Source organism: Actinomyces gerencseriae DSM 6844 (genome assembly GCF_000429265.1).
GTDB classification, from domain to species: domain Bacteria; phylum Actinomycetota; class Actinomycetes; order Actinomycetales; family Actinomycetaceae; genus Actinomyces; species Actinomyces gerencseriae.
The window spans coordinates 166,395-187,185 of record NZ_AUBN01000003.1 but is presented as its reverse complement, the minus strand read 5'-3'; the positions used below and the strand labels follow the sequence as shown (position 1 = coordinate 187,185).

17 protein-coding genes are annotated in these 20,791 nt (G+C 72.6%); 10 read left to right on the top strand and 7 right to left on the bottom strand.

Annotated elements, in window-relative coordinates:
• Positions 1-206: 206 nt before the first annotated feature.
• Both G448_RS0100850 and rpsP read right to left on the bottom strand, forming a co-directional pair.
• On the bottom strand, positions 207-446 hold the full coding sequence (locus G448_RS0100850; RefSeq protein WP_026406421.1) for an RNA-binding protein: 240 nt from the start codon (positions 444-446) through the stop codon (positions 207-209).
• A 3-nt stretch (positions 447-449) separates the two neighbouring features.
• Positions 450-872: a 30S ribosomal protein S16 gene (gene rpsP, locus G448_RS0100845; RefSeq protein ID WP_026406420.1), complete on the bottom strand. Its 423-nt coding sequence runs from the start codon at positions 870-872 to the stop codon at positions 450-452.
• Positions 873-1,701: 829 nt separating this feature from the next.
• Between rpsP and G448_RS0100835 the strand changes: the two genes are divergently transcribed.
• Complete coding sequence (locus G448_RS0100835) at positions 1,702-2,643, top strand: hypothetical protein (RefSeq protein ID WP_026406418.1); 942 nt, start codon at positions 1,702-1,704, stop codon at positions 2,641-2,643.
• A gap of 48 nt (positions 2,644-2,691) precedes the next feature.
• Here the strand turns inward: G448_RS0100835 and G448_RS0100830 are convergent, their stop codons facing one another.
• Entirely contained in the window at positions 2,692-4,224 is a 1,533-nt protein-coding gene (locus G448_RS0100830; RefSeq protein ID WP_026406417.1) for an alanine/glycine:cation symporter family protein, read from the bottom strand.
• A 191-nt stretch (positions 4,225-4,415) separates the two neighbouring features.
• Between G448_RS0100830 and G448_RS0100825 the strand changes: the two genes are divergently transcribed.
• The 5 genes from G448_RS0100825 (at position 4,416) to G448_RS0100805 (ending at position 9,076) form a co-directional block, all read left to right on the top strand.
• Positions 4,416-5,423: an ABC transporter ATP-binding protein gene (locus G448_RS0100825; RefSeq protein WP_034493935.1), complete on the top strand. Its 1,008-nt coding sequence runs from the start codon at positions 4,416-4,418 to the stop codon at positions 5,421-5,423.
• 94 nt (positions 5,424-5,517) lie between these two features.
• On the top strand, positions 5,518-6,351 hold the full coding sequence (locus G448_RS0100820) for a hypothetical protein (protein ID WP_026406415.1): 834 nt from the start codon (positions 5,518-5,520) through the stop codon (positions 6,349-6,351).
• Positions 6,312-7,544, top strand: a complete 1,233-nt coding sequence (locus G448_RS14600; protein WP_245572121.1) for a sensor histidine kinase — start codon at positions 6,312-6,314, stop codon at positions 7,542-7,544. Before G448_RS0100820 ends, G448_RS14600 begins: the two co-directional genes overlap by 40 nt.
• Positions 7,541-8,155: a response regulator transcription factor gene (locus tag G448_RS0100810; protein WP_026406413.1), complete on the top strand. Its 615-nt coding sequence runs from the start codon at positions 7,541-7,543 to the stop codon at positions 8,153-8,155. Before G448_RS14600 ends, G448_RS0100810 begins: the two co-directional genes overlap by 4 nt.
• Positions 8,156-8,326: 171 nt before the next feature.
• Positions 8,327-9,076, top strand: coding sequence for a B3/B4 domain-containing protein (locus G448_RS0100805; RefSeq protein WP_026406412.1), 750 nt, complete (start codon positions 8,327-8,329; stop codon positions 9,074-9,076).
• 7 nt (positions 9,077-9,083) lie between these two features.
• Here the strand turns inward: G448_RS0100805 and ffh are convergent, their stop codons facing one another.
• Positions 9,084-10,772, bottom strand: coding sequence for a signal recognition particle protein (gene ffh / locus G448_RS0100800; RefSeq protein ID WP_026406411.1), 1,689 nt, complete (start codon positions 10,770-10,772; stop codon positions 9,084-9,086).
• 346 nt (positions 10,773-11,118) lie between these two features.
• Between ffh and G448_RS0100795 the strand changes: the two genes are divergently transcribed.
• The 4 genes from G448_RS0100795 to G448_RS0100780 all read left to right on the top strand — a co-directional run bounded on the left by G448_RS0100795 (position 11,119) and on the right by G448_RS0100780 (position 14,873).
• Positions 11,119-12,111, top strand: a complete 993-nt coding sequence (locus tag G448_RS0100795) for an ABC transporter ATP-binding protein (RefSeq protein WP_026406410.1) — start codon at positions 11,119-11,121, stop codon at positions 12,109-12,111.
• 161 nt (positions 12,112-12,272) lie between these two features.
• Positions 12,273-13,001: an ABC transporter permease gene (locus tag G448_RS0100790; RefSeq protein WP_026406409.1), complete on the top strand. Its 729-nt coding sequence runs from the start codon at positions 12,273-12,275 to the stop codon at positions 12,999-13,001.
• Positions 13,002-13,029: 28 nt separating this feature from the next.
• Complete coding sequence (locus tag G448_RS0100785) at positions 13,030-14,187, top strand: sensor histidine kinase (RefSeq protein ID WP_245572120.1); 1,158 nt, start codon at positions 13,030-13,032, stop codon at positions 14,185-14,187.
• Positions 14,188-14,261: 74 nt separating this feature from the next.
• Positions 14,262-14,873 (top strand): response regulator transcription factor, encoded by a 612-nt coding sequence (locus G448_RS0100780; protein ID WP_026406407.1) that lies wholly within the window; start codon positions 14,262-14,264, stop codon positions 14,871-14,873.
• Positions 14,874-14,979: 106 nt separating this feature from the next.
• Here the strand turns inward: G448_RS0100780 and ftsY are convergent, their stop codons facing one another.
• The 3 genes from ftsY to G448_RS0100765 all read right to left on the bottom strand — a co-directional run bounded on the left by ftsY (position 14,980) and on the right by G448_RS0100765 (position 20,649).
• A complete protein-coding gene (ftsY, locus tag G448_RS0100775) occupies positions 14,980-16,149 on the bottom strand; it encodes a signal recognition particle-docking protein FtsY (protein ID WP_026406406.1) in 1,170 nt (389 codons plus the stop codon).
• A gap of 173 nt (positions 16,150-16,322) precedes the next feature.
• On the bottom strand, positions 16,323-16,697 hold the full coding sequence (locus G448_RS0100770; RefSeq protein ID WP_026406405.1) for a hypothetical protein: 375 nt from the start codon (positions 16,695-16,697) through the stop codon (positions 16,323-16,325).
• 202 nt (positions 16,698-16,899) lie between these two features.
• Complete coding sequence (locus G448_RS0100765; RefSeq protein WP_026406404.1) at positions 16,900-20,649, bottom strand: chromosome segregation SMC family protein; 3,750 nt, start codon at positions 20,647-20,649, stop codon at positions 16,900-16,902.
• Positions 20,650-20,791: the final 142 nt, after the last annotated feature.

Below are 20,791 nucleotides of genomic sequence, written 5' to 3'. Positions count from 1 at the left end.
CGCCACGGCACGGCCGAGCACGGCCGGGCCGGCCCGACCGCCCCGCCGGGGCCTCGTCACCGCCCCGGTCGGCCCGATCGGCACGGCCGGCCTCTCCATCACGGCCTCCGGCGGCCCCGGGCTCATCCGGGACAGGCGCGGGCGCCCGGTCCCTCCTGATGAGGGCCGGGCGCCCGCGCCGATGAAACGGCCGATGCGATCGGTGTCTATGGATGACGATCGGTGTCGATGACGTCGACGCGCACCGGAGTATCGGCCAGGGCGCCGATGACGGTGCGCAACGCCCGGGCGGTTCGTCCCGACCGGCCGATCACGCGGCCCAGGTCCTCGGGATCGACCCGCACCTCCAGCAGGCCACCGCGACGCAGGGACCTGGAGGTGACCGTCACGTCATCGGGATTGTCCACGATGCCCCGTACAAGATGCTCCAGCGCCTGAGCCAGCATAGCTCAGGCCCCCTCGGCAGCCTGCTCGGCCGCCCCGGCCTCCTGAGCAGCCGCGGCGGCGGTGGCCTTGCGCTTCTCCGCATCGTCGGCGGCGGACCGGATGGCCTCCTGCCTGGCGGCCGCCTCAGCGGCCTCGTCCTTGACCCGCAGCTTGCCCTCCGGGATCGGCAGCCCCTTGAACGCCTGGTAGTCGCCCGTGATCTTCAACAAGTTGAACACCGTGTTCGACGGCTGAGCACCCACGCCCAGCCAGTACCGCACCCGCTCGGAATCGATCCGTATCAGCGACGGCTCCTGCATCGGGTCGTACAGGCCGATCTCCTCGATCACACGACCATCGCGCTTCTTGCGCGCATCCAGCACAACCACCCGATACGCGGGCGCGAACTTCTTGCCGATGCGCTTGAGGCGAATCTTAACTGCCACAGTAGATGAGCTCCTGACTCTGGATGGTGTGGCGCACGACGGACCCGGTGGGGTCGAGCAACGATGTCCGGCGCGGGCCGAGACGCAACCACGCCCGGGAGAGGGACCGTACGCAGTCGAGTACAGCCGGTCATTCTGCCAGAGCGATCGATATCGTCGCCAGCGCACGACGGAGGCATCGCCCCGGGACACGTGCGAGATGCCCCACAACGGCGCGACCGGCCAGGTGCGCGTCGCCGGCGCCGGGCGGGTGGGGCGCGCTGCCCGGTCGGAGTCGTTGCACGACGACCGCGCCCGTGTGAGAGTCGTTCGGGAGGACCTCCTCAGCAGACATCGGCGGCAGACATCGGCAGACGAGCGAAGGCAGCGCCATGATGATCTCGCCGAGGATCCGGACGCGAGGCTCCGCCTCCGGAACCGCTCGCACAGGGCTCGACGCCTGTGCGCCCGCCTGCTGGTCGTCCTGGCGTTCGTCGCCGGCGCCGCCGGCGGCAGGAAGGCGAGGCGCCCGACCGCGGTCGGGGCTGGCCGCGCGAGCGGCGACCGGAGCACGCTACCCCTGTGAGACGCCTCTTCTCCGGCATCCGCCCCCCCGGCGCACCGACCTCCATCCACCCGCCCGGCTCCGCGCGGGGTCCCTCGGGATCATCCCCGCTCAGGCGGCCCGGACCCGCGAGGGCGCGCGCAGGCGGGCGAGAAGGCGAGCCGAGTCCGTCCACGCGCCCACCCCGGAGGCCTCCACGACGCCCGAGCGCGATGACGAGGCGGCTCGACGATCTCGGCCGGGGCTCCGCGCTCCTGGCCGCCCTGATGGTCCCCCCTCGTCGTCGTGCTCGTCGCGTTCACCGTCGTCGAGCGCTTCCAGAGCCGCGGTCCGGAGGACGAACCCGTAGAGACGCGATCATCGGAGGAGCCCGCCGCCCCGCCGTTCTCTCGTACCACGCCGCCCTCCCCTGAGCCCTCCGCCACGGACGACCCGTGGTCCCAGGCGCGGCGCGTCGACCTCGGGCTGAGCGCCGACGCCTACGTCCGCGTCCACGTCAACGGCGACCGTCTCGTGGTCTACGACTCGACTCCAGGGGACCACGGGGCGTCGAATCGGCTGCGCGGATACAGGCTCGTCGACGGCCAGCCCCGAGAAGCTTGGTCGACCACGCCCCTGTTGGAGCCCAAGGCCCTGACCTCCACAGCCCTGATCTCCTCCAACAGCCTCATCGATCCGGCCACGGGCGAGGTCGAGGGCACCCCCTGGGGCGGATCGTCCTCGCCCGCGCTGGTCACAAACGACCTCGTCATCGCCTGCACGGGCGGACCCGATCCCGCCTGCACCGGCTGGGATCTGCAGGACGGCGTCCTCGCACTGCGATGGGGACCCGTCCCCCTCCCCGGCGACGCCCTCCCCCAGTTCCGGAGGCCCGCCATCGCCGGGGAGGGGGACTCGTCCTGGACCTCGATCGCGTTCGACTGCCACCCGCGGCACGGCACGTGCGCGCTCGGGAGCGGACGCCGGGTGACCGGCGCGGACGGGAGGGTCACGACCTCGTTGCGGCTTGGGAACGAGAAGGCCGTCACAGCGGGCGAACGATATCTGGTCCTGAGGCTCTCCTCCCCGGGGCCCGGTCCCGTGCGCGTCATCGACCTCGCCCAGGGGCGAGTGGTCCCCCTGGGGGAGTCGCTGTACGGCGAGAGGGCCCATGTCACGGTTATGCGGGAGGACCTCCTCATCGCGCTCGAGGACGGCGCCCTGGTCACCTATGCGCCCACCGGCTGACAAAGCGGTGTCGCCGGCGGCCTGACATGCGCGCGACTCGCTCCTCCTTCACTCCTCGTCGAGGGCGGCCACGCGGGCGGTCGCGCGCTCGGCCGTCCAGACGTCGCCGCCGGGGTCACCGGGCAGCAGCGGGTTGCCGCGCGCCACGAAGGCGGGCTCGGCCACGCCGTCGGCGCGCTGGGAGTCGTAGTCGCGCAGGACGGCGAGGACCCAGCGGCTCAGCCCCAGGACGGCGACGAGGTTGAGGACGGTCATGAGCGCCAGGGCGATGTCGGCCATGACCCACGCCGGCTCCAGGGCGACGACGGCGCCCAGCCCGGTGGCCGCCGTCATGGTCAGGCGCAGGAGCACGCCCGCCGCGCGCCCCCCGCCGAGGTAGGAGATGTTGATCTCGGCGAAGGCGGAGTACCCCAGCACGCTGGAGTAGGCGAAGGTGAGGACCACGAAGGTCATGAAGGGCACGACCCAGCCGCCGGGCAGGGAGTCGGCCAGCGCGTGCTGGACCAGCGTCGTCTCGGCCCACTCGGGCTCGACGCCGGGGGTGTAGACCCGCGGCGAGGCGAGCAGCACGGTCAGCCCCGTGGCCGTGCAGATGACGATCGTGTCGATGAACACGCCGAGCGCCTGGATGAGCCCCTGGGTGACGGGGTGGGCGACGTCGGCGGTGGCGGCCCCGTTGGGCGAGGAGCCCTGGCCGGCCTCGTTGGAGAACAGTCCGCGCTTGGTGCCGTTGAGGAAGGTGGCGAAGAAGCCTCCGGCCGTGCCCGCCAGGCCCGCCCGGAGGTGGAGGGCGCCGGCGACGATATCGGCGAGGACCCCGGGCACCCGCGGGGCCGAGACGACGAGGACGACGAGGACGACCCCGAGGTAGGCCAGCGCCATGAGAGGCACGAGCCACTCGGTGACGCGGGCGACCATGCGCATGCCGGCCAGCAGGATCGGGGCGGTCACGGCCATGAGCACGATCGCCGTCACCGCGGTCCCCACGCCGTGGCCCTCCTGGAGGGTCACGGCGATGGTGTTGGACTGGACCATGGGGAAGATGAGGCCGTAGGAGAAGACGAGCATGACGGCGAAGGCCGCGCCCATGGCCCGGCCGGGCCGGGTCGCCCCGCCCGGGGCGCCGCCCCGCCGGCCCAGTCCGCGCCGCATGTAGTAGGCGGGGCCGCCGCGGAAGATGCCGTCGGGGCCGCGGACCTTGAAGACCTGGGCGAGCGTCGATTCCGCGAAGGAGGTCGCCATGCCCAGCAGGGCCACCACCCACATCCAGAACAGGGCTCCCGGGCCGCCGAGGGTGATCGCCAGCGCGACCCCCGCGATGTTGCCGGTGCCCACACGGCCGCCCAGCCCGATGACGAAGGCCTGGAAGCTCGACAGGCTGCCGCGCTGGTGGCGCGAGCGCGCCACGAGGTGAACGGCCCGTGGGAACAGGCGCACCTGGACGCCGCGCGTGCGGATCGTCAGGTACAGGCCGGCGCCGAGCAGGACCCAGACGAGGATCCTCCCCGAGACGAACTCCTCGAAGGCGGACAGGTCCTGAGTCAGGTCGGTTCCTGCTGCGGCGGGCAGTGCAGCGAGCACGGGGATCTCCGTCCGTCGGGAGCGGGGCGCGCTCGACGCTACAGGAGCCGTTCCCCGACGGCCTCGGGCGTCCGCATATCGGGGAGGCCCGGCGCGCCGGCACGGGGCCGAGCGCGCGCATGACACCTGTCATGCCGAGCCGGTGACAGCGCTCAGTACCGTGCCGGGCGGACCGGGGTGACCCTCATGCCATGAACAGCACAGCCGCTTCCCCCCTCATGGCGCGCCCCGTCCTCCCCCCGGTCGATTCCGACGCCGATGCCGGTCCCTCGATCGTCCCCGCCGTCCACGTGGTCGGCCTGCGCAAGACCTTCGGCCCCGTCGTCGCCGTCGACTCCCTCGACCTCACCGTGGCCCCCGGCGAGGTCGTCGCCTTCCTCGGGCCCAACGGCGCCGGCAAGTCCACCACCCTGGACGTCGTCCTCGGCTTCACCCGGGCCGACGCCGGCACGGCCACCGTCCTGGGAGTCGCGCCGCGCGAGGCGGTGCGGGCCGGGCGCGTCGGCGCGGTCCTCCAGACCGGGGGACTCATCCCCTCCTTCACGGTCGGTCAGACCCTCGACATCGTCGCCTCCCTCCAGCTGCGCGCGCCCGACGTCGAGGCGATCATCGACCAGACGGACCTGCGCGGGATGCTCCGCCGGAGGATCTCCCGGTGCTCGGGCGGCGAGATCCAGCGCATCCGTCTGGCACTGGCGCTCCTGGCGCAGCCGGAGCTGCTGGTCCTGGACGAGCCGACCACCGGCCTGGACCCCACCGCCCGCGCCGCCTTCTGGGACACCATGCGCCGGCAGACGGCGCGGGGCCGGGCGATCCTCTTCGCCACCCACTACCTGCAGGAGGCCGCCGACGTCGCGGACCGCATCGTCATCATCGACCGCGGCCGCCTGGTCGCCGCCGGCTCGGTGGACGAGGTGCGCGCCATGGGCGAGGGCACCACGGTGACCGCCTCCTGGCCGGGCCTGACCGGCCAGGGCGAGCTGCGCGCCGCCCTGGAGCCCGTATCCGACTCCCTGCTGGGAGTGGAGGTCCACGGCGCGCACCTGGAGGTGCGCACCACCGCCCCGGACGACGTCGCCCGGCTCCTGCTCACCGCCACCCCGGCCACCCACCTCGGCATCACCGCGCTCAGCCTCGAGGAGATCTTCGCCGAGCTCGTCGGCGGGGAGCACGACGACGCGTCCGCGCGCGCGGCGTGAGCCCGCCGCTCCTCCCGGTCGGAGCCGCCCGCCAGGCCAGGGCGCCGGCCCCGCAGATCCCCGTCCGCCCGTCACCAGAATCAAGGAACCACTCATGACCACCACCGCCTCCACCGCGCGCGGCGACGGCCCCGCCACCGCGACTCGCCGCCCGCGCCCGTGGGTCTACACGCGCATCGACGCCCTGACCACCCTGCGCCGTCCCGACATGCTCTTCTTCACCCTCGTGATGCCGCTGGGCATGTACCTGTTCTGGGGCGCCATGCAGGACTTCTCCGCCTATGACGTCGGTCGGGGCAATGTCGCCGCCACGATCATGATCAACATGTCGGTCTTCTCCGTGGCCATCGCCGCCACCTGCACGGCCGCCGGCGCCGCCGTCGAGCAGGTGGGCGGATGGGGCCGCCAGATGGCGCTCACGGCGGGCGGCCTGCGCGTCTACATCACCACCAAGCTGCTGACCGCCCTCATCGTCTCGGTCTTCCCGGTCACCGTCATCTTCATCGCGGGATCCTTCACGGGCGCGCAGATGGACGCCCCCTGGGTGTGGGCCGCCAGCTACGCCCTCACCCTGCTGGCCGCCGTCCCCTTCGCCTGCTACGGGCTGGCCGTGGGTCTGTGGTTCCCGGCGCAGGCGGCGGTCGGCATCGCGGGCGCCTCGATCAGCATCTACGCCTTCCTCGGCAACCTGTTCATGCCGCTGAGCGGGGGCCTGTTCGCCTTCGCCCACGTCACTCCCATGTACGGGACCGGCAACCTGGCCGTCCGCGCGCTCCAGGGGGACGTCATCGCCACCGCGACCAGCACCGGCGAGAGCGCCATCATCCACGAGGCCCTGTGGGTGCCGGTCGTTAACATCGGCGTGTGGACCCTCATCTTCGTCGTGGCGTGCCTGACCGCGCAGCGTCGCACGACGGTGCGCCGCTGACCGGGCAGACGACCGGGACATCCGAGATGGCCCTCCTGCCCGGCGGAAGCGCGGCCGCCACCGGTCCGGTGGCGGCCGCCGACGGCCGCCCCGGGCCCTGGTACCGGCGGATCGACTGGAGCTCCACCTTCTGGACCGTCTTCCTCCTCATCCCCCTCACCTTCGTGATCAGGGCCGACATGCCGCTGTCCTACAAAGTCGTGGGCGTCATCGGGCTCCTCGGCTTCACCTGCGCCTACACCTGGGCCGTGTCCACCATGCCGCTCTGGCTCGATCTGCCGGAGGGGGCGGGCGTCCTCGACCAGCTGAGGCCGGCGGCCGGCAGACTCGCACTGCTGGCGGGCGTCGCAGCCGCCTCCGCCCCGGGACTGAACGGGTGGTACACGTTCTCCTACCTGCCCTACTTCTGCGCGATCATCCTGTTCACGACGACGCTGCGCACCGGCCTGATCATCTCCGGCTGCCTCATCCTCCTGACCGACCTCGGCATTCTCCTCCTCGCCCCGGAGGCGGGGATCACGTGGGCGGCCATGGGCTTCTCCCTGTCCTCCGTCATCGTCATGATCTCCCGCTTCGGGGCCGGCGCCAGCGCGCGACGCGAGGCGGAGGGGCGCGAGCTCGCCGCCGCCGCCGAGCGCGAGGAGATCGGCCGCGACGTCCACGACCTCCTCGGGCACTCCCTGACCGTCCTCACGCTCAAGGCGGAGGTCGCCCACCGGCTCGTGCGCCGCGACCCCGAGGCCGCCGAGCACGAGCTCGCCGAGATCGTCGAGCTGTCCCGCTCCGCCCTGGCGGACGTGCGCGCAACCGTCACCCGCCTGCGCGTACCGGATCTCGCCGGTCAGCTGGAGGCGTCCCGCACGGCCTTCGCGGCCGCCGACATCGCCGCCGTGTTCTCCGGTCAGGCCTCCGATGTCCCCCTGCCCCAGCGCGAGCTGCTCGCATGGGCCCTGCGGGAGGGGACGACGAACGTCCTGCGGCACGCCGGCGCCACTCACGTGCGGATCGGCCTCGCCCCGGGGCGGGTGCGCGTGCAGGACGACGGCGCGGGCGTCGCCGGGCACCGTCCCGGCAACGGGCTGACCGGCCTGCGCGAGCGCGTCGAGGCCGTCGGCGGCGCCCTCGTCCTGACCAGTCCCGCACCGGGCGGCACGGCCGCGCACCCGGGCACCGTCCTGGAGGTCACCCTATGAGCACCCCGATCCGCGTCCTCATCGCCGACGACCAGGCCCTCGTCCGGGGGGCGCTGGCCACACTGCTCGGCCTGGAGCACGATATCGATGTCGTCGCCCAGGCGGGCACCGGGCGAGCGGTGACGGCGCTGGTCCGGGAGCACGCCGTCGACGTCGCCCTGCTGGACATCGACATGCCGGACATGGACGGCCTGGCCACCGCGGAGGCGCTGACCGCATCGGGCACGGGCTGCCGCAGCCTCATCGTCACGACGTTCGGGCGCCCCGGCTACCTGTCCCGCGCGCTGGAGGCCGGCGCATCGGGTTTCCTGGTCAAGGACACCCCGCCCGAGGAGCTTGCGGAGGCGATCCGGAAGGTCGCGGCGGGGCTGCGCGTCATCGACCCGACGCTGGCCCAGGAGTCGGTGATCGTGGGGCCGAACCCGCTCACGGACCGCGAGAAGGACGTGCTGCGACTGGCCGCGCGCGGCGCGGACGCCCACGACATCGCCGACTCCCTCCACCTGGGCGCCGGGACGGTGCGCAACTACCTGTCCAGCGCGATCAGCAAGACGCACGCCCGCAACCGCACCGAGGCCGCGCGCACGGCCGAGACCAACGGCTGGCTGTGACACGTGGTGGCGGGACGGAGGTGACATGAAGACTCTCAGTGTTCATCCAGCTCCGATGCTCTTCGGCGCCCGCCCCGGGCGGCTCGAGGACGACGCTCCCGAACCGCCCGCCGCTCTGCCATCATGGTGTCGCCGCCGCCCGCGCGTCCAAGAGGAGAGTGAGGACCCGCCATGTCCGACCACGCGACTCCCGCCGAGTTCCTGGCCGCCTGCACCGTGGAGCCCGCGGTGTTCGAGTTGCGCCCGGACTATCGAGCCATGCTGCTCGTGGTCGACGGCCTTGAGCCCGTGGCGGGCCTCCAGACCGACGGCGGCGACGGCGACCCGGTCTCGGGAGCCGATGCGCTCATCGCGGCCGCCGAGGCCCGCGCCCGCGCCCTGCTCGCGAAGTCGCCTGTGGCCGAGCTTCCGCACATCGCGGCCTGGCGGGAGGCGTACCGGGCCTTCGGCGCGAAGCCGCAGCGCACCCGCAACAGCCTCGAGGCCCTCACCCGCCGCGCGGAGCGCGGGCTGCCGCGGGTCAATGCGCTCACCGACGTGTACAACGCGATCTCGGTCCTCCACCAGATCCCCCTGGGCGGGGAGGACCTCCACCGCTACCAGGGCCCCGCCCGCCTGATCCGCGCGGTCGGGGACGAGCCCTTCGACACCACCGCCGGCGGCGAGGCGGTGATCGAGCATCCCGAGCCCGGGGAGGTCGTGTGGTGCGACGGCGCCGGGGTGACCTGCCGTCGCTGGAACTGGCGGCAGGGCCGACGCACCGGCCTGTCCGACGAGACGCGGACGGCGCTCTTCATCCTCGACGCGCTCGCCCCGGCGACCGACGAGCAGCTGACGGCCGCCGTCGATGCCCTCGCGGACGCGTACTCCGGCCTGGGCGCGGAGGTGGACGTCTCGAAGCGCCTGGTCGACGCGCCCTAGAACGGGGTCACAGCCCGAGTCGGCGCTTCAGGTCCTCGGGCAGGGAGTTCATGGCGTCGGCGACGTCATCGCCGCTGCCGGCGCCGGCGGATCGTGCCGCGGACGCCTCCTCCTGGCCGGGCATGATGCCGTACCCGCCCGCAGCGGGCGCGTTCGCTCCCGCGCCCAGGCCGAAGGCGGAGCCGGCGGCGGGCGCCCCGGACGCGCCGTCGTTCGCCTTGGCCCGAGCGGCGGCCTCCTTCGCCTGACGGGCGGCCTTGGCGGGGTTGCCGGAGCGCCCCTTCCTGCCGCCCTTGCGCCGCTTGCTCCTGGGGGCCTGCCTGGCCTTGGAGTGCTTGCCCATGGACGGCAGCGACCCCATCCCGGGCATACCGGCGCCGGCGCTGTCGGGGCCGCCGCCGGCGGCCATGGCCTCCATCATCTTCTTGGCCTGGCCGAAGCGCTCGACGAGCTCGTTGACGGCCTGAACGGTGGTGCCAGACCCCTTGGCGATGCGCGAGCGACGCGAGCCGTTGAGGATGGACAGGTCCTTGCGCTCGGCGGGCGTCATGGAGCACACGATGGCCTCGATGCGGTCGACCTCCCGTTCGTCGAAGGCCTCCAGGGTCTCGCGCATCTGCCCCATGCCGGGCATCATGCCCAGCAGCTTCTTCATCGAGCCCATCTTGCGGATCTGCCGCAGCTGGGACAGGAAGTCCTCGAGGGTGAAGTCGCCGGAGGCGAGCTTGGCGGCGGCGTCCTCGGCCTCCTTCTCGTCGAAGGTCCTCTGCGCCTGCTCGATGAGGGTGAGCATGTCGCCCATGTCGAGGATGCGGCTGGCCATGCGGTCGGCGTGGAAGCGCTCGAAGTCGGTCAGGCCCTCACCGGTGGAGGAGAACAGGACCGGGGCGCCGGTGACCCCGCGCACCGACAGGGCGGCGCCGCCGCGGGCGTCGCCGTCGAGCTTGGAGAGCACGACGCCGGTGAAGCCGACGCCGTCGCGGAAGGCGACCGAGGTGTTGACGGCGTCCTGGCCGACCATGGCGTCCAGGACGAAGAGGATCTCGTGGGGGGCGACCGCGTCGCGGATGCGGATGGCCTGGTCCATCATCTCGGCGTCCACGCCCAGGCGACCGGCCGTGTCCACGACGACGACGTCGTAGCCGTGAGTGCGCGCCTGCTCGACGCCGGTGCGGGCCACGGCCACGGGGTCGCCCACACCGTTGCCGGGCTCGGGCGCCCACACGTGCACCCCGGCGCGCTCGGCGACGACGCTCAGCTGGGTGACGGCGTTGGGGCGCTGCAGGTCGGAGGCGATCAGGAGGACGCGCTTGCCCTGGTCGCGCAGCCAGCGTCCGAGCTTCCCCGCCAGGGTGGTCTTGCCCGCGCCCTGAAGACCGGCGAGCATGATGATCGTGGGACCGCGGTCGGCCCAGTTGATCTCGCGGGACTGTCCGCCCAGGACCTCGATGAGCTCGTCGTTGACGATCTGCACGACCTGCTGGGCGGGATTGAGCGCCTGGGAGCGCACGGCGGCCCTGGCCTTCTCGCGCACGGCCGCGGTGAAGGCGCGGACCACCGGCAGGGCGACGTCGGCCTCCAGAAGGGCGCGGCGGATCTCGGAGACGGTGCCATCGATATCCGCCTCGGTCAGGCGGCCCTTGCCGCGCAGCTGGTTGAAGGAGGCGGTGATGCGATCGGAGAGATTGCCGAACACGCGATGGTCCTTCCTGGCGCCGTCGGGCGCGTTGGTCGGGAGACTTGAGGGCGGATGAAAGAGGAACACCCATGGCCGTCAGCCATGGCGACTCCGCTGACTGCGACCCAGGATAGCGGCAAGCGGGGCCCGTCCTCTCCCCCGTGCCCGGACCGGGACTGAGCCCACACTCACCGACCGCCCGCTACTCGCCGGCTTCGCCCGGTATCTCCTCTCGCGTTCAACAATCCGGCTTTGCCCGCCACAATGCGCTTATTCCACCATCTGCTCACCCCTGAGATATGTCATGAGCAAGTGATGACCGATGGGCCATGGGCCACCGCCGCTGCTGCGCGAGTCTTGAGCCATGAGCACAGCAACGCCTCGGCCCGACCTGGAGCCCTCTGCCCAGGAGGCTCTCCAGACGGACCGTGCAGACGCCGTCCGACTGACCGATCTGCACAAGTCATTCGGTGATGTCACCGCCGTCGACGGTATCGACCTGACCATCCGCCCCGGGGAGGTCGTCGCCCTCCTGGGACCCAACGGCGCGGGCAAGACGACGACGATCGACATGATCCTGGGACTGAGCCGCCCCACCAGCGGCGATGCGAGAGTCTTCGGGACGACTCCGCGCCAGGCGGTCGACCGGGGTCTGGTCGCCGCAGTCATGCAGACCGCAGGCCTCCTGCCCGATATCACCGTGCGTGAGACGGTGGAGCTGACGGCGAGTCTCTTCTCCCATCGGACCGACGCCGAGGAGGCCATGCGTCGCGCCGGCGTCACCGACTTCGCCTCGCGCATCGTCAAGAAGTGCTCCGGGGGCCAGCAGCAGCGCCTGCGCTTCGCCATGGCGCTCGTGAGTGATCCTGCACTGCTCATCCTCGATGAACCGACCACAGGCATGGACGTCGAGGGGCGCCGCAGCTTCTGGGAGTCCATCCACGCCGACGCCGAGCGCGGGCGCACCATCGTCTTCGCCACGCACTACCTCGAGGAGGCCGATGCCTTCGCCGACCGGATCATCCTGATGCGTCATGGGCGCATCATCGCCGACGGCACCGCCGCCGAAATCCGCGCCTCCGTGAGCGGGCGGAGCGTACGGGCCACCCTGACCTGCGCTCCCGAGCAGCTGCATGACGCCCTGGCCGATCTGCGGGCCCAAGGCACGGTCTCCGATGTCGAGATCCTGGGCAGCGCGCTCACCCTGAGCTCGACCGACACCGACGCCGTCGCCGCACTTCTCCTCGGCGAGCACCTCGCCAAGGACCTGGAGATCACCAGCCGTGGCCTGGAGGAGGCCTTCGTGGCCCTGACCAGCGATGACACCACCGTTCCTGCTCCGGAAGCATCAGCATGAGCCGTGCCGTCCGCACCAGCAGCACCGTCACTCTCCCATCCACTACCTCAACCGGATCCGCCACTTCCATGTCTTCTTCATCGTCAACCCTGCCCTCGGCCAAGACCTCGCCTATCCGTCGTTTCGATCTCTCCTCCCGCACCACGCCGCCTCTGGGTGGGTTGAGCCTGACTCTCCTGCTCCTCGAGATCCGCCGACGCCTGCGCAACCGTCGGTCCGTCATCTTCTCGGTTCTTCTACCGGTGGCCTTCTTCCTCATGTTCACCACCACCGACTACTCCTCCACGCCCTACGGCAACGGCAACGTCGTGGCGAACATGATGATCGGCATGGCCCTGTACGGCGCACTCATGACCACCACCGGGGCCGGAGCGGCCGTGAGCACCGAGCGGGCCTCGGGCTGGAGCCGACAGCTGCGCCTGACGCCGCTGAAGCCCATCGCCTACATCGCCACCAAGACGATCGTCGGGATGCTCATCAGCGCCCTGGCCATCGGTGCCGTCTACGCCTGCGGCCCCTTGCGTCACGCGCAGATGCCGGCGAAGGTCTGGATCTCCTCGGCACTCATCATCTGGTTCGGCTCCCTGGTCTTCGTCGCCTTCGGCCTGTTTGTCGGCTACCTCCTCCCCTCGGACAACGCCATGCAGGTGGTCGGCCCGCTCATGGCCCTGCTCGCCTTCCTCGGCGGCATGTTCATCCCATTGACGCCGGGCTCCACCATGGATCGCATCGGCAGCCTCACCCCCATGTACGGGCTGCACAACCTGGCGCTGTGGCCCATGGGCGGCGAGAACTTCTCCTGGGGGTGGGTGGTCAACGTCCTGACCTGGCTCGCGGTCTTCCTGGGCGGTGCCGCCTGGAGGATGGGCCGCGATACTGCTCGGGTCTAGAGCTCCAAGAATGAGTACGATCTCGTCCATGACCGCCCGCGCCCTGTCACCCGACGAGGCGCGGGCTCGCCGCACCCGCGTTGTGGCGCTCGGCTGGGGGATCGTGTGGGCCGCCTCCATGGTTCCGGTCGTCAGGGTGGGGCTGGCCCAAGGATCCAGCGGTGGGGCGTGGGGCGCTGTCAGCGTCGTCGTCTCCTGCGCATGCCTGTACGCCGCCTGCTCGCTCAGCGTGAGACGGGTGCGCCAGGGCCTGACCTGGCCAGGCCGCCTGAGTCTGTTGCTCATCGTCGTCGGCGCGCTCACAGCGATCGGGGCCGCCCTCGGCGTGGGGCCTCAGAGCCTGCAGCTGGTGGTCTTCCTGGCCGTCGTCCTGGCCTTCTCCCTGCCCTGGCAGGCGGCCATCGGCCCCATCGCGATCCTCGCTGGCACACTGTTCCTCGTTCCCAGGATGAGTCCCTCCTGGTCCGCGAGTGAAGACGCATGGATCGCTCTCCTCGGTGCGGGAGGCGCCTGCGTCTTCGGGCGCTACATCATGGAGCAGCGACGGGTGGCCCGCATTCTGGAGCAGCGCACTCACGAGCTGGAGATCAATGAGGAGCGCAACCGCATGGCCCGGGACATGCATGACATCCTGGGGCACTCGTTGACCGTCATCGCCCTGAAGACCGAGCTCGCCACCAGACTCGTCGATACCGCCCCCGATCAGGTCAAGGCGGAGCTGACCGAGGTTCAGTCCCTGGCGCGCTCCGCCCTGGCCGACGTGCGCGCCACCGTCAACAGCTACCGCGAGCTGAGCCTGGCCGGCGAGCTGGCTCGTGCCACGAATGTCCTGAGCTCAGCCGGTATCCGCGCCGATTTACCGCTGACCGTCGAGGTCGTCGACCCCGAGCTGCGCGAGCTCTTCGCCTGGGTGGTGCGCGAGGGCGTCACCAACGTCGTGCGCCATGCCCACGCCTCGCACTGCAAGGTGGAGCTGACCACTGATTCCATTGAGGTGACCGACGACGGTATCGGACTCGACTCGTCTAGCGCCAGTGACGGTCACGGGTTGGAGGGGCTGCGTCAACGCTGCCAGGACAACGGCGCTGACCTCACCGCTGGGACGCCTTCCAGCGGCAAGGGCACTGCTCTGAGGGTGAGCGCCCGTCGTTTATCCTCTCGGCTGACGCAGGATACGACGCGCTGAACCGGTTGCGTACCCGCAGTGCGCTGCTGCTGATGCACCAGTCCTAGATGGACCACGAGCGACGGAGATGATCGATGATCCGAGTGATGCTGGCCGATGACCAGGCCATGGTGCGCGGGGCGCTGGCCGCGCTGCTCACCTTGGAAACCGACATCGAGGTCGTCGCCCAGGTCGGAAACGGGGACGACGTCCTCCCCGTTGCACTCGAGCACCGGCCAGACGTCGTTCTCATGGACGTCGACATGCCCGGCACTGACGGACTGAGCGCGACCGCGAGACTCCTGGAGCGGCTGCCGACCACAAGGGTCCTCATCGTCACCACCTTTGGGCGCCCCGGATTCCTGCGACGCGCTATCCAGTCCGGGGCCCACGGCTTCGTCGTCAAGGACGCTCCGGTCACCGAGCTGGCCGAGTCGGTGCGCCGAGTCCATGCAGGGCTGCGAGTCGTCGACCCGGCGCTGGCCGCCGACTCGCTCATCTTCGGGGACTCCCCTTTGACCGCCAGGGAGACCGAGGTGCTTCAGGCCGCCGCCGACGGCGCCACCGTCTCCGAGGTCGCCCGGCGCGTTCACCTCTCGGAGGGAACGACCCGCAATCACCTCTCCCAGGCCATGGCCAAGACCGGCGCCCCCACCCGCGCCGCAGCGGTGCACATCGCCGCCCAGAAGGGGTGGATCATTCAGTAAGGGCCCTCACCCGACTTGGTCGAGACGCCTCCGGCTACCCAGGCTCTGAAACGAGGCGAGTGGCCGGAGGCGTTGCGCAGAGACGGGCAGGCCCGTGAGCGACGGCTCAGCCCAGCAGCGCGTCGACGAAGCCCTCCGGGTCGAAGGGGGCCAGGTCGTCGGCGCCCTCCCCCAGGCCCACGAGCTTGACGGGCACACCCAGCTCCTTCTGGACGGTGACGACGATGCCGCCCTTGGCGGTGCCGTCCATCTTGGTCAGCACGATCCCGGTGACGCCCACGGCCTCGGAGAAGACCTGGGCCTGACGCATGCCGTTCTGGCCGGTCGTGGCGTCCAGCACCAGCAGGATCTCGCCGACGGGGGCGATCTTCTCCATGACGCGCTTGACCTTGCCGAGCTCGTCCATGAGACCGGCCTTGTTCTGGAGGCGTCCGGCGGTATCGACCAGGACGACGTCGACCCCGGTGCGGGCCGCCCGACGGACGGCGTCGTAGGCCACCGACGCCGGGTCGGCGCCCTCCTTCTCGCTGCGCACGACCTCGACGCCCACGCGCCGCCCCCAGGTGGTCAGCTGATCGGCGGCCGCGGCGCGGAAGGTGTCGGCGGCGCCCATGAGGACCGTGCGGTCCTGGGCGACCAGGACGCGCGCGAGCTTGCCGCAGGTCGTCGTCTTACCGGTCCCGTTGACGCCCACCATGAGGACCGCGGCGGCCGGGGCGCCCTCGTCCCCGTCCCGGCCCTCGGCGGGGTCGGGCCGCTTCAGGACGAGGGAGCGGTCCATGGTCGGGTCGACCAGCGTCAGCAGCTCGGCGCGCAGGACCTCGCGTATCGCCTCGGGATCGGAGGTGTCCAGGACCTTGGCCTGGGTGCGCAGCTCCTCCATGACAGCGGTGGTCACCTCGATGCCGAGATCCGAGGTCAGGAGCGTGTCCTCGATCTCCTCCCAGTCGGCCTCGGTCAGGTCCCCGCGCGACAGGACCGACAGGACGGCGCGCCCGAAGCCGCCGGATCCCGCCAGGCGCGCCCGCAGGCGCTGCATGCGCCCGGGGATCGACTCGGGGCGCTCGAGCGTCGCCGTCTGCGGGGCCCCGGCGCCGGAATCGGCCTCCCCCTGCTCCTGCGGCGGTGCGGGCAGGACGTCGTCGGCCTCGGCGGGCTTGTGGGCGCTGATCTCGTCGGGCACCCGCCCGCCGCCACGGCGACTCGCGACGAACCAGATGCCGCCGATCACGGCGATGACGATGATGATGGCGAGAACGATCATCCAGGAATCCATGGCCCCATCATGCCCGATCCAATCGGCGGCGGGCAGCGGGCCCCGCCTCGCGCCCGCCGGCGCAGTCCGTCGACGGGGCCGCTCGCATCGGGGGGCGACTCAGCCCGCGGCGGCCGCGAACGCCGCGTCGCGCCGGTGCGAGAGCCTCGCACCGGCGCGACGCGGCTGGTTGCTCAGGAAACCGGAATCTGCCCATCTCGCGCGGCCCGCGACCCGGACGCATGATCGGACGTCAGCTCGGCGCGCGCCCGACGCACCACCGCGGTGGTCCCCTCGGCGGTGGTCATGGCCTTCTCCACGGCGCCGACCAGACCGGGGAAGGCGTCGGTGCGGGTGTAGGCCGAGGAGTCGTCACGAGTCATGAGATCGTCCAGGTGCACGTCCTGCGGAACGACCTCGACGGGCCCCTCCTTGTCACGGGCGGCCTTGGTGAGGTCGCGCAGTCCGGCTCGCCAGGTGGAGACGGGGTAGCGACTGATGATGAAGATTCCGATAACCGCCAGAGCGGCGATGACGACGACGAGCAGAGGAACGATCATGTCACCCATGGGATTGATTGTGCCTCACGTGCGTCACGCCGTCGCTGAGGTCCACGACACGTGTCGTGCACTGCCGGCACCGCGTTCGCCGCGGGCGCAAGCGGCAATCGCACTCGTCCGCGACCCGGCGACTTTGTTCTGACTTTCGTCACACATGCGGGTGCGGTCGCGTGCCGCCGGGGCGAGTGCGACGCCGATCCCGGTGGGCGCGTCAGGCCGTGTCCCCGCTCGCCTCCCCGCCGCGCGCCAGCCGCTGGCTGACGGCCTTGGTGATGCCGTCGCGCATGCTGATGCCGTACAGGGCGTCGGCGACCTCCATGGTGCGCTTCTGATGGGTGATGATGATGAGCTGGCTCGACTCCCGCAGCTCGGTGAAGATCTCCAGCAGGCGGCCCAGGTTCGTGTCGTCCAGGGCCGCCTCGACCTCGTCCATGACGTAGAACGGCGAGGGCCTCGCCTTGAAGATCGCGATGAGGAGCGCCACCGCGGCCAGCGACCGCTCGCCGCCGGAGAGCAGTGAGAGCCGCTTGACCCTCTTGCCCGCGGGCCGCGCCTCGATCTCGATGCCCGTGGTGAGCATGTCCTCCGGATCGGTGAGCACCAGGCGCCCCTCGCCCCCGGGGAAGAGCCGGTCGAAGACGGCCGCGAACTGGCGGGCCGTGTCCTCGAAGGCGCGGGCGAAGACCTCCTGAACGCGGGCGTCGATCTCCTCGACGATGCTCAGCAGGTCGGCGCGCGACGACTTGAGGTCGGCGAGCTGCTCGGCGAGGAACTGGTGGCGCTGCTCCAGGGCGGCGTGCTCCTCCAGGGCCAGCGGGTTGACCTTGCCCAGGCGGGCGAGATCCCGGTTGGCCCGCGTCAGCCGCTTCTCCTGCTCGGCGCGCACGTAGGGGCGGCCCCGGGAGAGGGAGGCCCGCTCCCCCGCGGAGCCCCCGTCCCCATCGTCCGTCGGACCGGCGCCGTCGTCCGCCCCCTCCCCGACCGCCATGGGAACGGGCATGTGCGGCCCGTACTCCTCCACGAGCGGCTCCAGCTCCAGTCCCAGCTCATTCATGGCGCGCTCGGCCAGGGACTGCAGGCGCATGCGGTGCTCGGCGCGAGCGATCTCGTCGCGGTGGGCGGCATCGGTCAGCCGGGACATCTCCGCGCCCAGGTCGTCGAGCTCGGCGCGGACCTCGTTCGTCGCGGCGCCCGCCCGCGTCCGCTCGGTCTCGATGCGGACGCGCTCCTCCTGGGCCTCCTCTATCCAGGCGCGTGCGGTATCGGCGGCGGTCCGGGCGCGGTCCCGCACGCGGGAGGCGATGGCCAGCCGGGAGGCGCGCCGCGCCGCGGCCCGCTCGGCGGCGGCGCGCGCCTCCCGCTCGCGGCGAGCGGCGGCGCGCAGGGAGTCCGCGCGCCCGCGCCCCGAGCGCTCGCGCTCCTCGGCGGTGCGCAGCGTCAGACGGGCCTCGGTCTCATCGGCGCGCGCCCGGCGGGCCTCCGCGACCGCCGATCCCCGCCCTGCGCGAGCGGCCTCGACGGCGTCGTCGAGGCCCCCGTGCCCGTCGTCGTCCGCGCCCGAGGACTCGATGTCGGCCAGGGCCGAGGTCGCCGCCGCGAGCTCGGTCGTGCGCTGAGCCGACTCGTCCTCGGCCCGCTCCAGGACGCGTCGGGCGCGTTCGGCCTCCTCCTGCGCGGCGCGCGCCGCCGAGGTCAGGCGGGCCAGCGCCTCCGCGGAGCGGGCCGCGTCGGCGTCGGCCGCGCGCAGGGCCGACAGCGCCTCGCCGACCGCGAGGCGGGCGGCCTCCTCGCGATCACGGGCCTCATCGAGGGCGGCGTCGGCCTCGGCCTCGGCCCGGGCGGCGGCGTCGGCCTCGGCGGAGGCCTCCTCGTGCGCAGCGGCCAGCTCGAGCACGGAGGAGGTGCCGCGCCCGGCGGACGTCGCCCATGCGGGTGCGAGCACCTCCCCGTCCCTGGTGGCGACGACGGCCTCGGGCAGGGCCTCCCGCACGGCGCGGGCCGTCTCCAGGTCCGGGGCGACCCAGGCGCCGGCGAGGATCCGTCTCAGGGCGGCGCTCAGCCCCGGTTGCCCGGCCGACACCAGGGCGGTGGACGGGCGCGCGCCCTCCGGCGGCGGAGCCGACGTCCCGGCCGTCCCGGTACCGCCCCCGGCGTCGGTCCCGGCGACGGCCTCCGCACCGGCGGCCCCGCCCTCGGCGCCCCTCCCGCCGGTCCCGTCGGGGCCCGGCTCCCGGAGGATCACCAGGCGCAGGGCGCCGCCGCCCTCGTCGCGCACGTGCGCCATGGCGGTCAGGGCGCTCCCGGTCCCCTCCACGACGGCCGCCCCGGCGAGGTCGCCGAGCAGCGCCGCGATGGCGTTCTCCCAGCCGCGCTCCACACCCACGGCCTCGCTGAGGGGGCCGAGCACACCGGGCAGGCCAGCCTCGGCGAGGGCGCCGGTGGCGTCCTGAGCCGTCAGCGACAGGGACAGGGTGTCGCGGCGCGCCGTCCAGGTGGCGCGGTCCGACGCGGCCTCGCGGCGGGCGTCGGTGGCCGCGGCGACGGCGTCGCGAGCGGCCGCCAGCCCGGCGGCGGCCGTCTCGTGGGCAGCGGCGGCCCGGACCTGCTGCTCGCCCGGCGCCTCACCGTCGCCGCTCGGGTCGTCGGGGCGCGCCCCCCGGTGATCGGTCAGTGCGGCCTGCGCGGCGTCGGCGCGCTGACGGGCCGCCGCCAGCGCCGAGCGGGCCTGCTCGCGCGCGGCCAGGGCGGCCTCGTGGCGGGAACGTGCGGAGGCCACTCGGCCGCCGGCGCGGGCCAGTGACTCGCGACGGTCCGCGGCGCGGCGCTGCGCCTGGGACAGGGCCCGCTCGGCGGCGGCCTCGGCGGCCTCGGCGTCCGCGCGCCGGCGGGTCGCGTCGGACAGGGCCGAGCGGGCCGTCTCGACGGCGCCCGCCAGCTCGGCCTCCTCGATCGCGGCCGCCTCTGCGCGGCGCTCGAGCTCGTCGGGGTCGGTCCCCCGGGCGGGAGCGGGGGCGGAGGCGAGGCCGCGGACGCGCTCGGCGGCGACGTCGGCCAGCGCGCCCAGCGACTGGGCGGCGGTGGTGAGCCCCTCCCAGACGTCGGCGGCTCGCGCCAGGCGCTGCGCGGAGGTGGTCTCGACGGCGGCGAGCTCGGCCAGGCGGGAGCGGGCGGCGCGGGCGGCCTCCTCCGCGGCGGCGCGGCGGCGGGCCAGGAGGGCCTTGTCCTCGTCCCCGGCCTCCAGGAGGGACTGGGTCTGGACGACGTCGTCGGCGAGCAGCCGGGCGGTGGCGTCGCGGACCTCGGCCTGAATGGTGCGGGCGCGGCGCGCCGCGGCGGCCTGCCGGGCCAGGGGGCCGAGCTGGCGGCGCAGCTCGGTGGTCAGGTCCGTCAGGCGGGCGAGGTCGGCCGCCATGGAGTCGAGCTTGCGCAGGGCGCGCTCCTTGCGACGGCGGTGCTTGAGGACGCCGGCGGCCTCCTCGATGAACCCGCGCCGGTCCTCGGGCGTGGCGGACAGGACGGCGTCGAGCCGGCCCTGCCCCACAATGACGTGCATCTGTCGGCCCAGGCCGGTGTCGGAGAGCAGCTCCTGGACGTCGAGGAGGCGGCAGGCGGTGCCGTTGATCCTGTACTCGGATCCGCCACCGCGGAAGAGGGTGCGGGTGATGGTGACCTCGGTGTAGTCGATCGGCAGGGAGCCGTCGGTGTTGTCGATGGTCAGGGAGACCTCGGCGCGGCCGAGCGCCGGGCGGGACCCGGCCCCGGCGAAGATGACGTCGGCCATGGAGCCACCGCGCAGGTTCTTGGCGCCCTGCTCCCCCATGACCCAGGTCAGGGCGTCGACGACGTTGGACTTGCCGGACCCGTTGGGGCCGACCACCGCGGTGATGCCGGGCTCCAGACGGAGGGTGGTTGACGAGGCGAAGGACTTGAAGCCCTTGAGCGTCAACGTCTTGAGATGCACGCGCCCACGATAGCGGCCCTCCCGCGGGGCGAGCGGACCCGCACCGGGGAGCGCCCCTTTCGTGAGGCCCGACGACTCGCGGCCCCTCGGCCCGGGACCACGGCCGGGCCGTCACCGCGGAGGATGAGGCGGTGGGGGTCTC

Coding starts and splice junctions, on each gene's coding strand:
- ftsY (WP_026406406.1), bottom strand. CDS start 16,149: ATGGATTCCTGGATGATCGTTCTCGCCATCATCATCGTCATCGCCGTG.
- G448_RS0100795 (WP_026406410.1), top strand. CDS start 11,119: ATGAGCACAGCAACGCCTCGGCCCGACCTGGAGCCCTCTGCCCAGGAG.
- G448_RS0100850 (WP_026406421.1), bottom strand. CDS start 446: ATGCTGGCTCAGGCGCTGGAGCATCTTGTACGGGGCATCGTGGACAAT.
- G448_RS0100805 (WP_026406412.1), top strand. CDS start 8,327: ATGTCCGACCACGCGACTCCCGCCGAGTTCCTGGCCGCCTGCACCGTG.
- G448_RS0100820 (WP_026406415.1), top strand. CDS start 5,518: ATGACCACCACCGCCTCCACCGCGCGCGGCGACGGCCCCGCCACCGCG.
- G448_RS0100780 (WP_026406407.1), top strand. CDS start 14,262: ATGATCCGAGTGATGCTGGCCGATGACCAGGCCATGGTGCGCGGGGCG.
- G448_RS0100770 (WP_026406405.1), bottom strand. CDS start 16,697: ATGGGTGACATGATCGTTCCTCTGCTCGTCGTCGTCATCGCCGCTCTG.
- G448_RS0100810 (WP_026406413.1), top strand. CDS start 7,541: ATGAGCACCCCGATCCGCGTCCTCATCGCCGACGACCAGGCCCTCGTC.
- G448_RS0100825 (WP_034493935.1), top strand. CDS start 4,416: ATGAACAGCACAGCCGCTTCCCCCCTCATGGCGCGCCCCGTCCTCCCC.
- G448_RS0100785 (WP_245572120.1), top strand. CDS start 13,030: ATGACCGCCCGCGCCCTGTCACCCGACGAGGCGCGGGCTCGCCGCACC.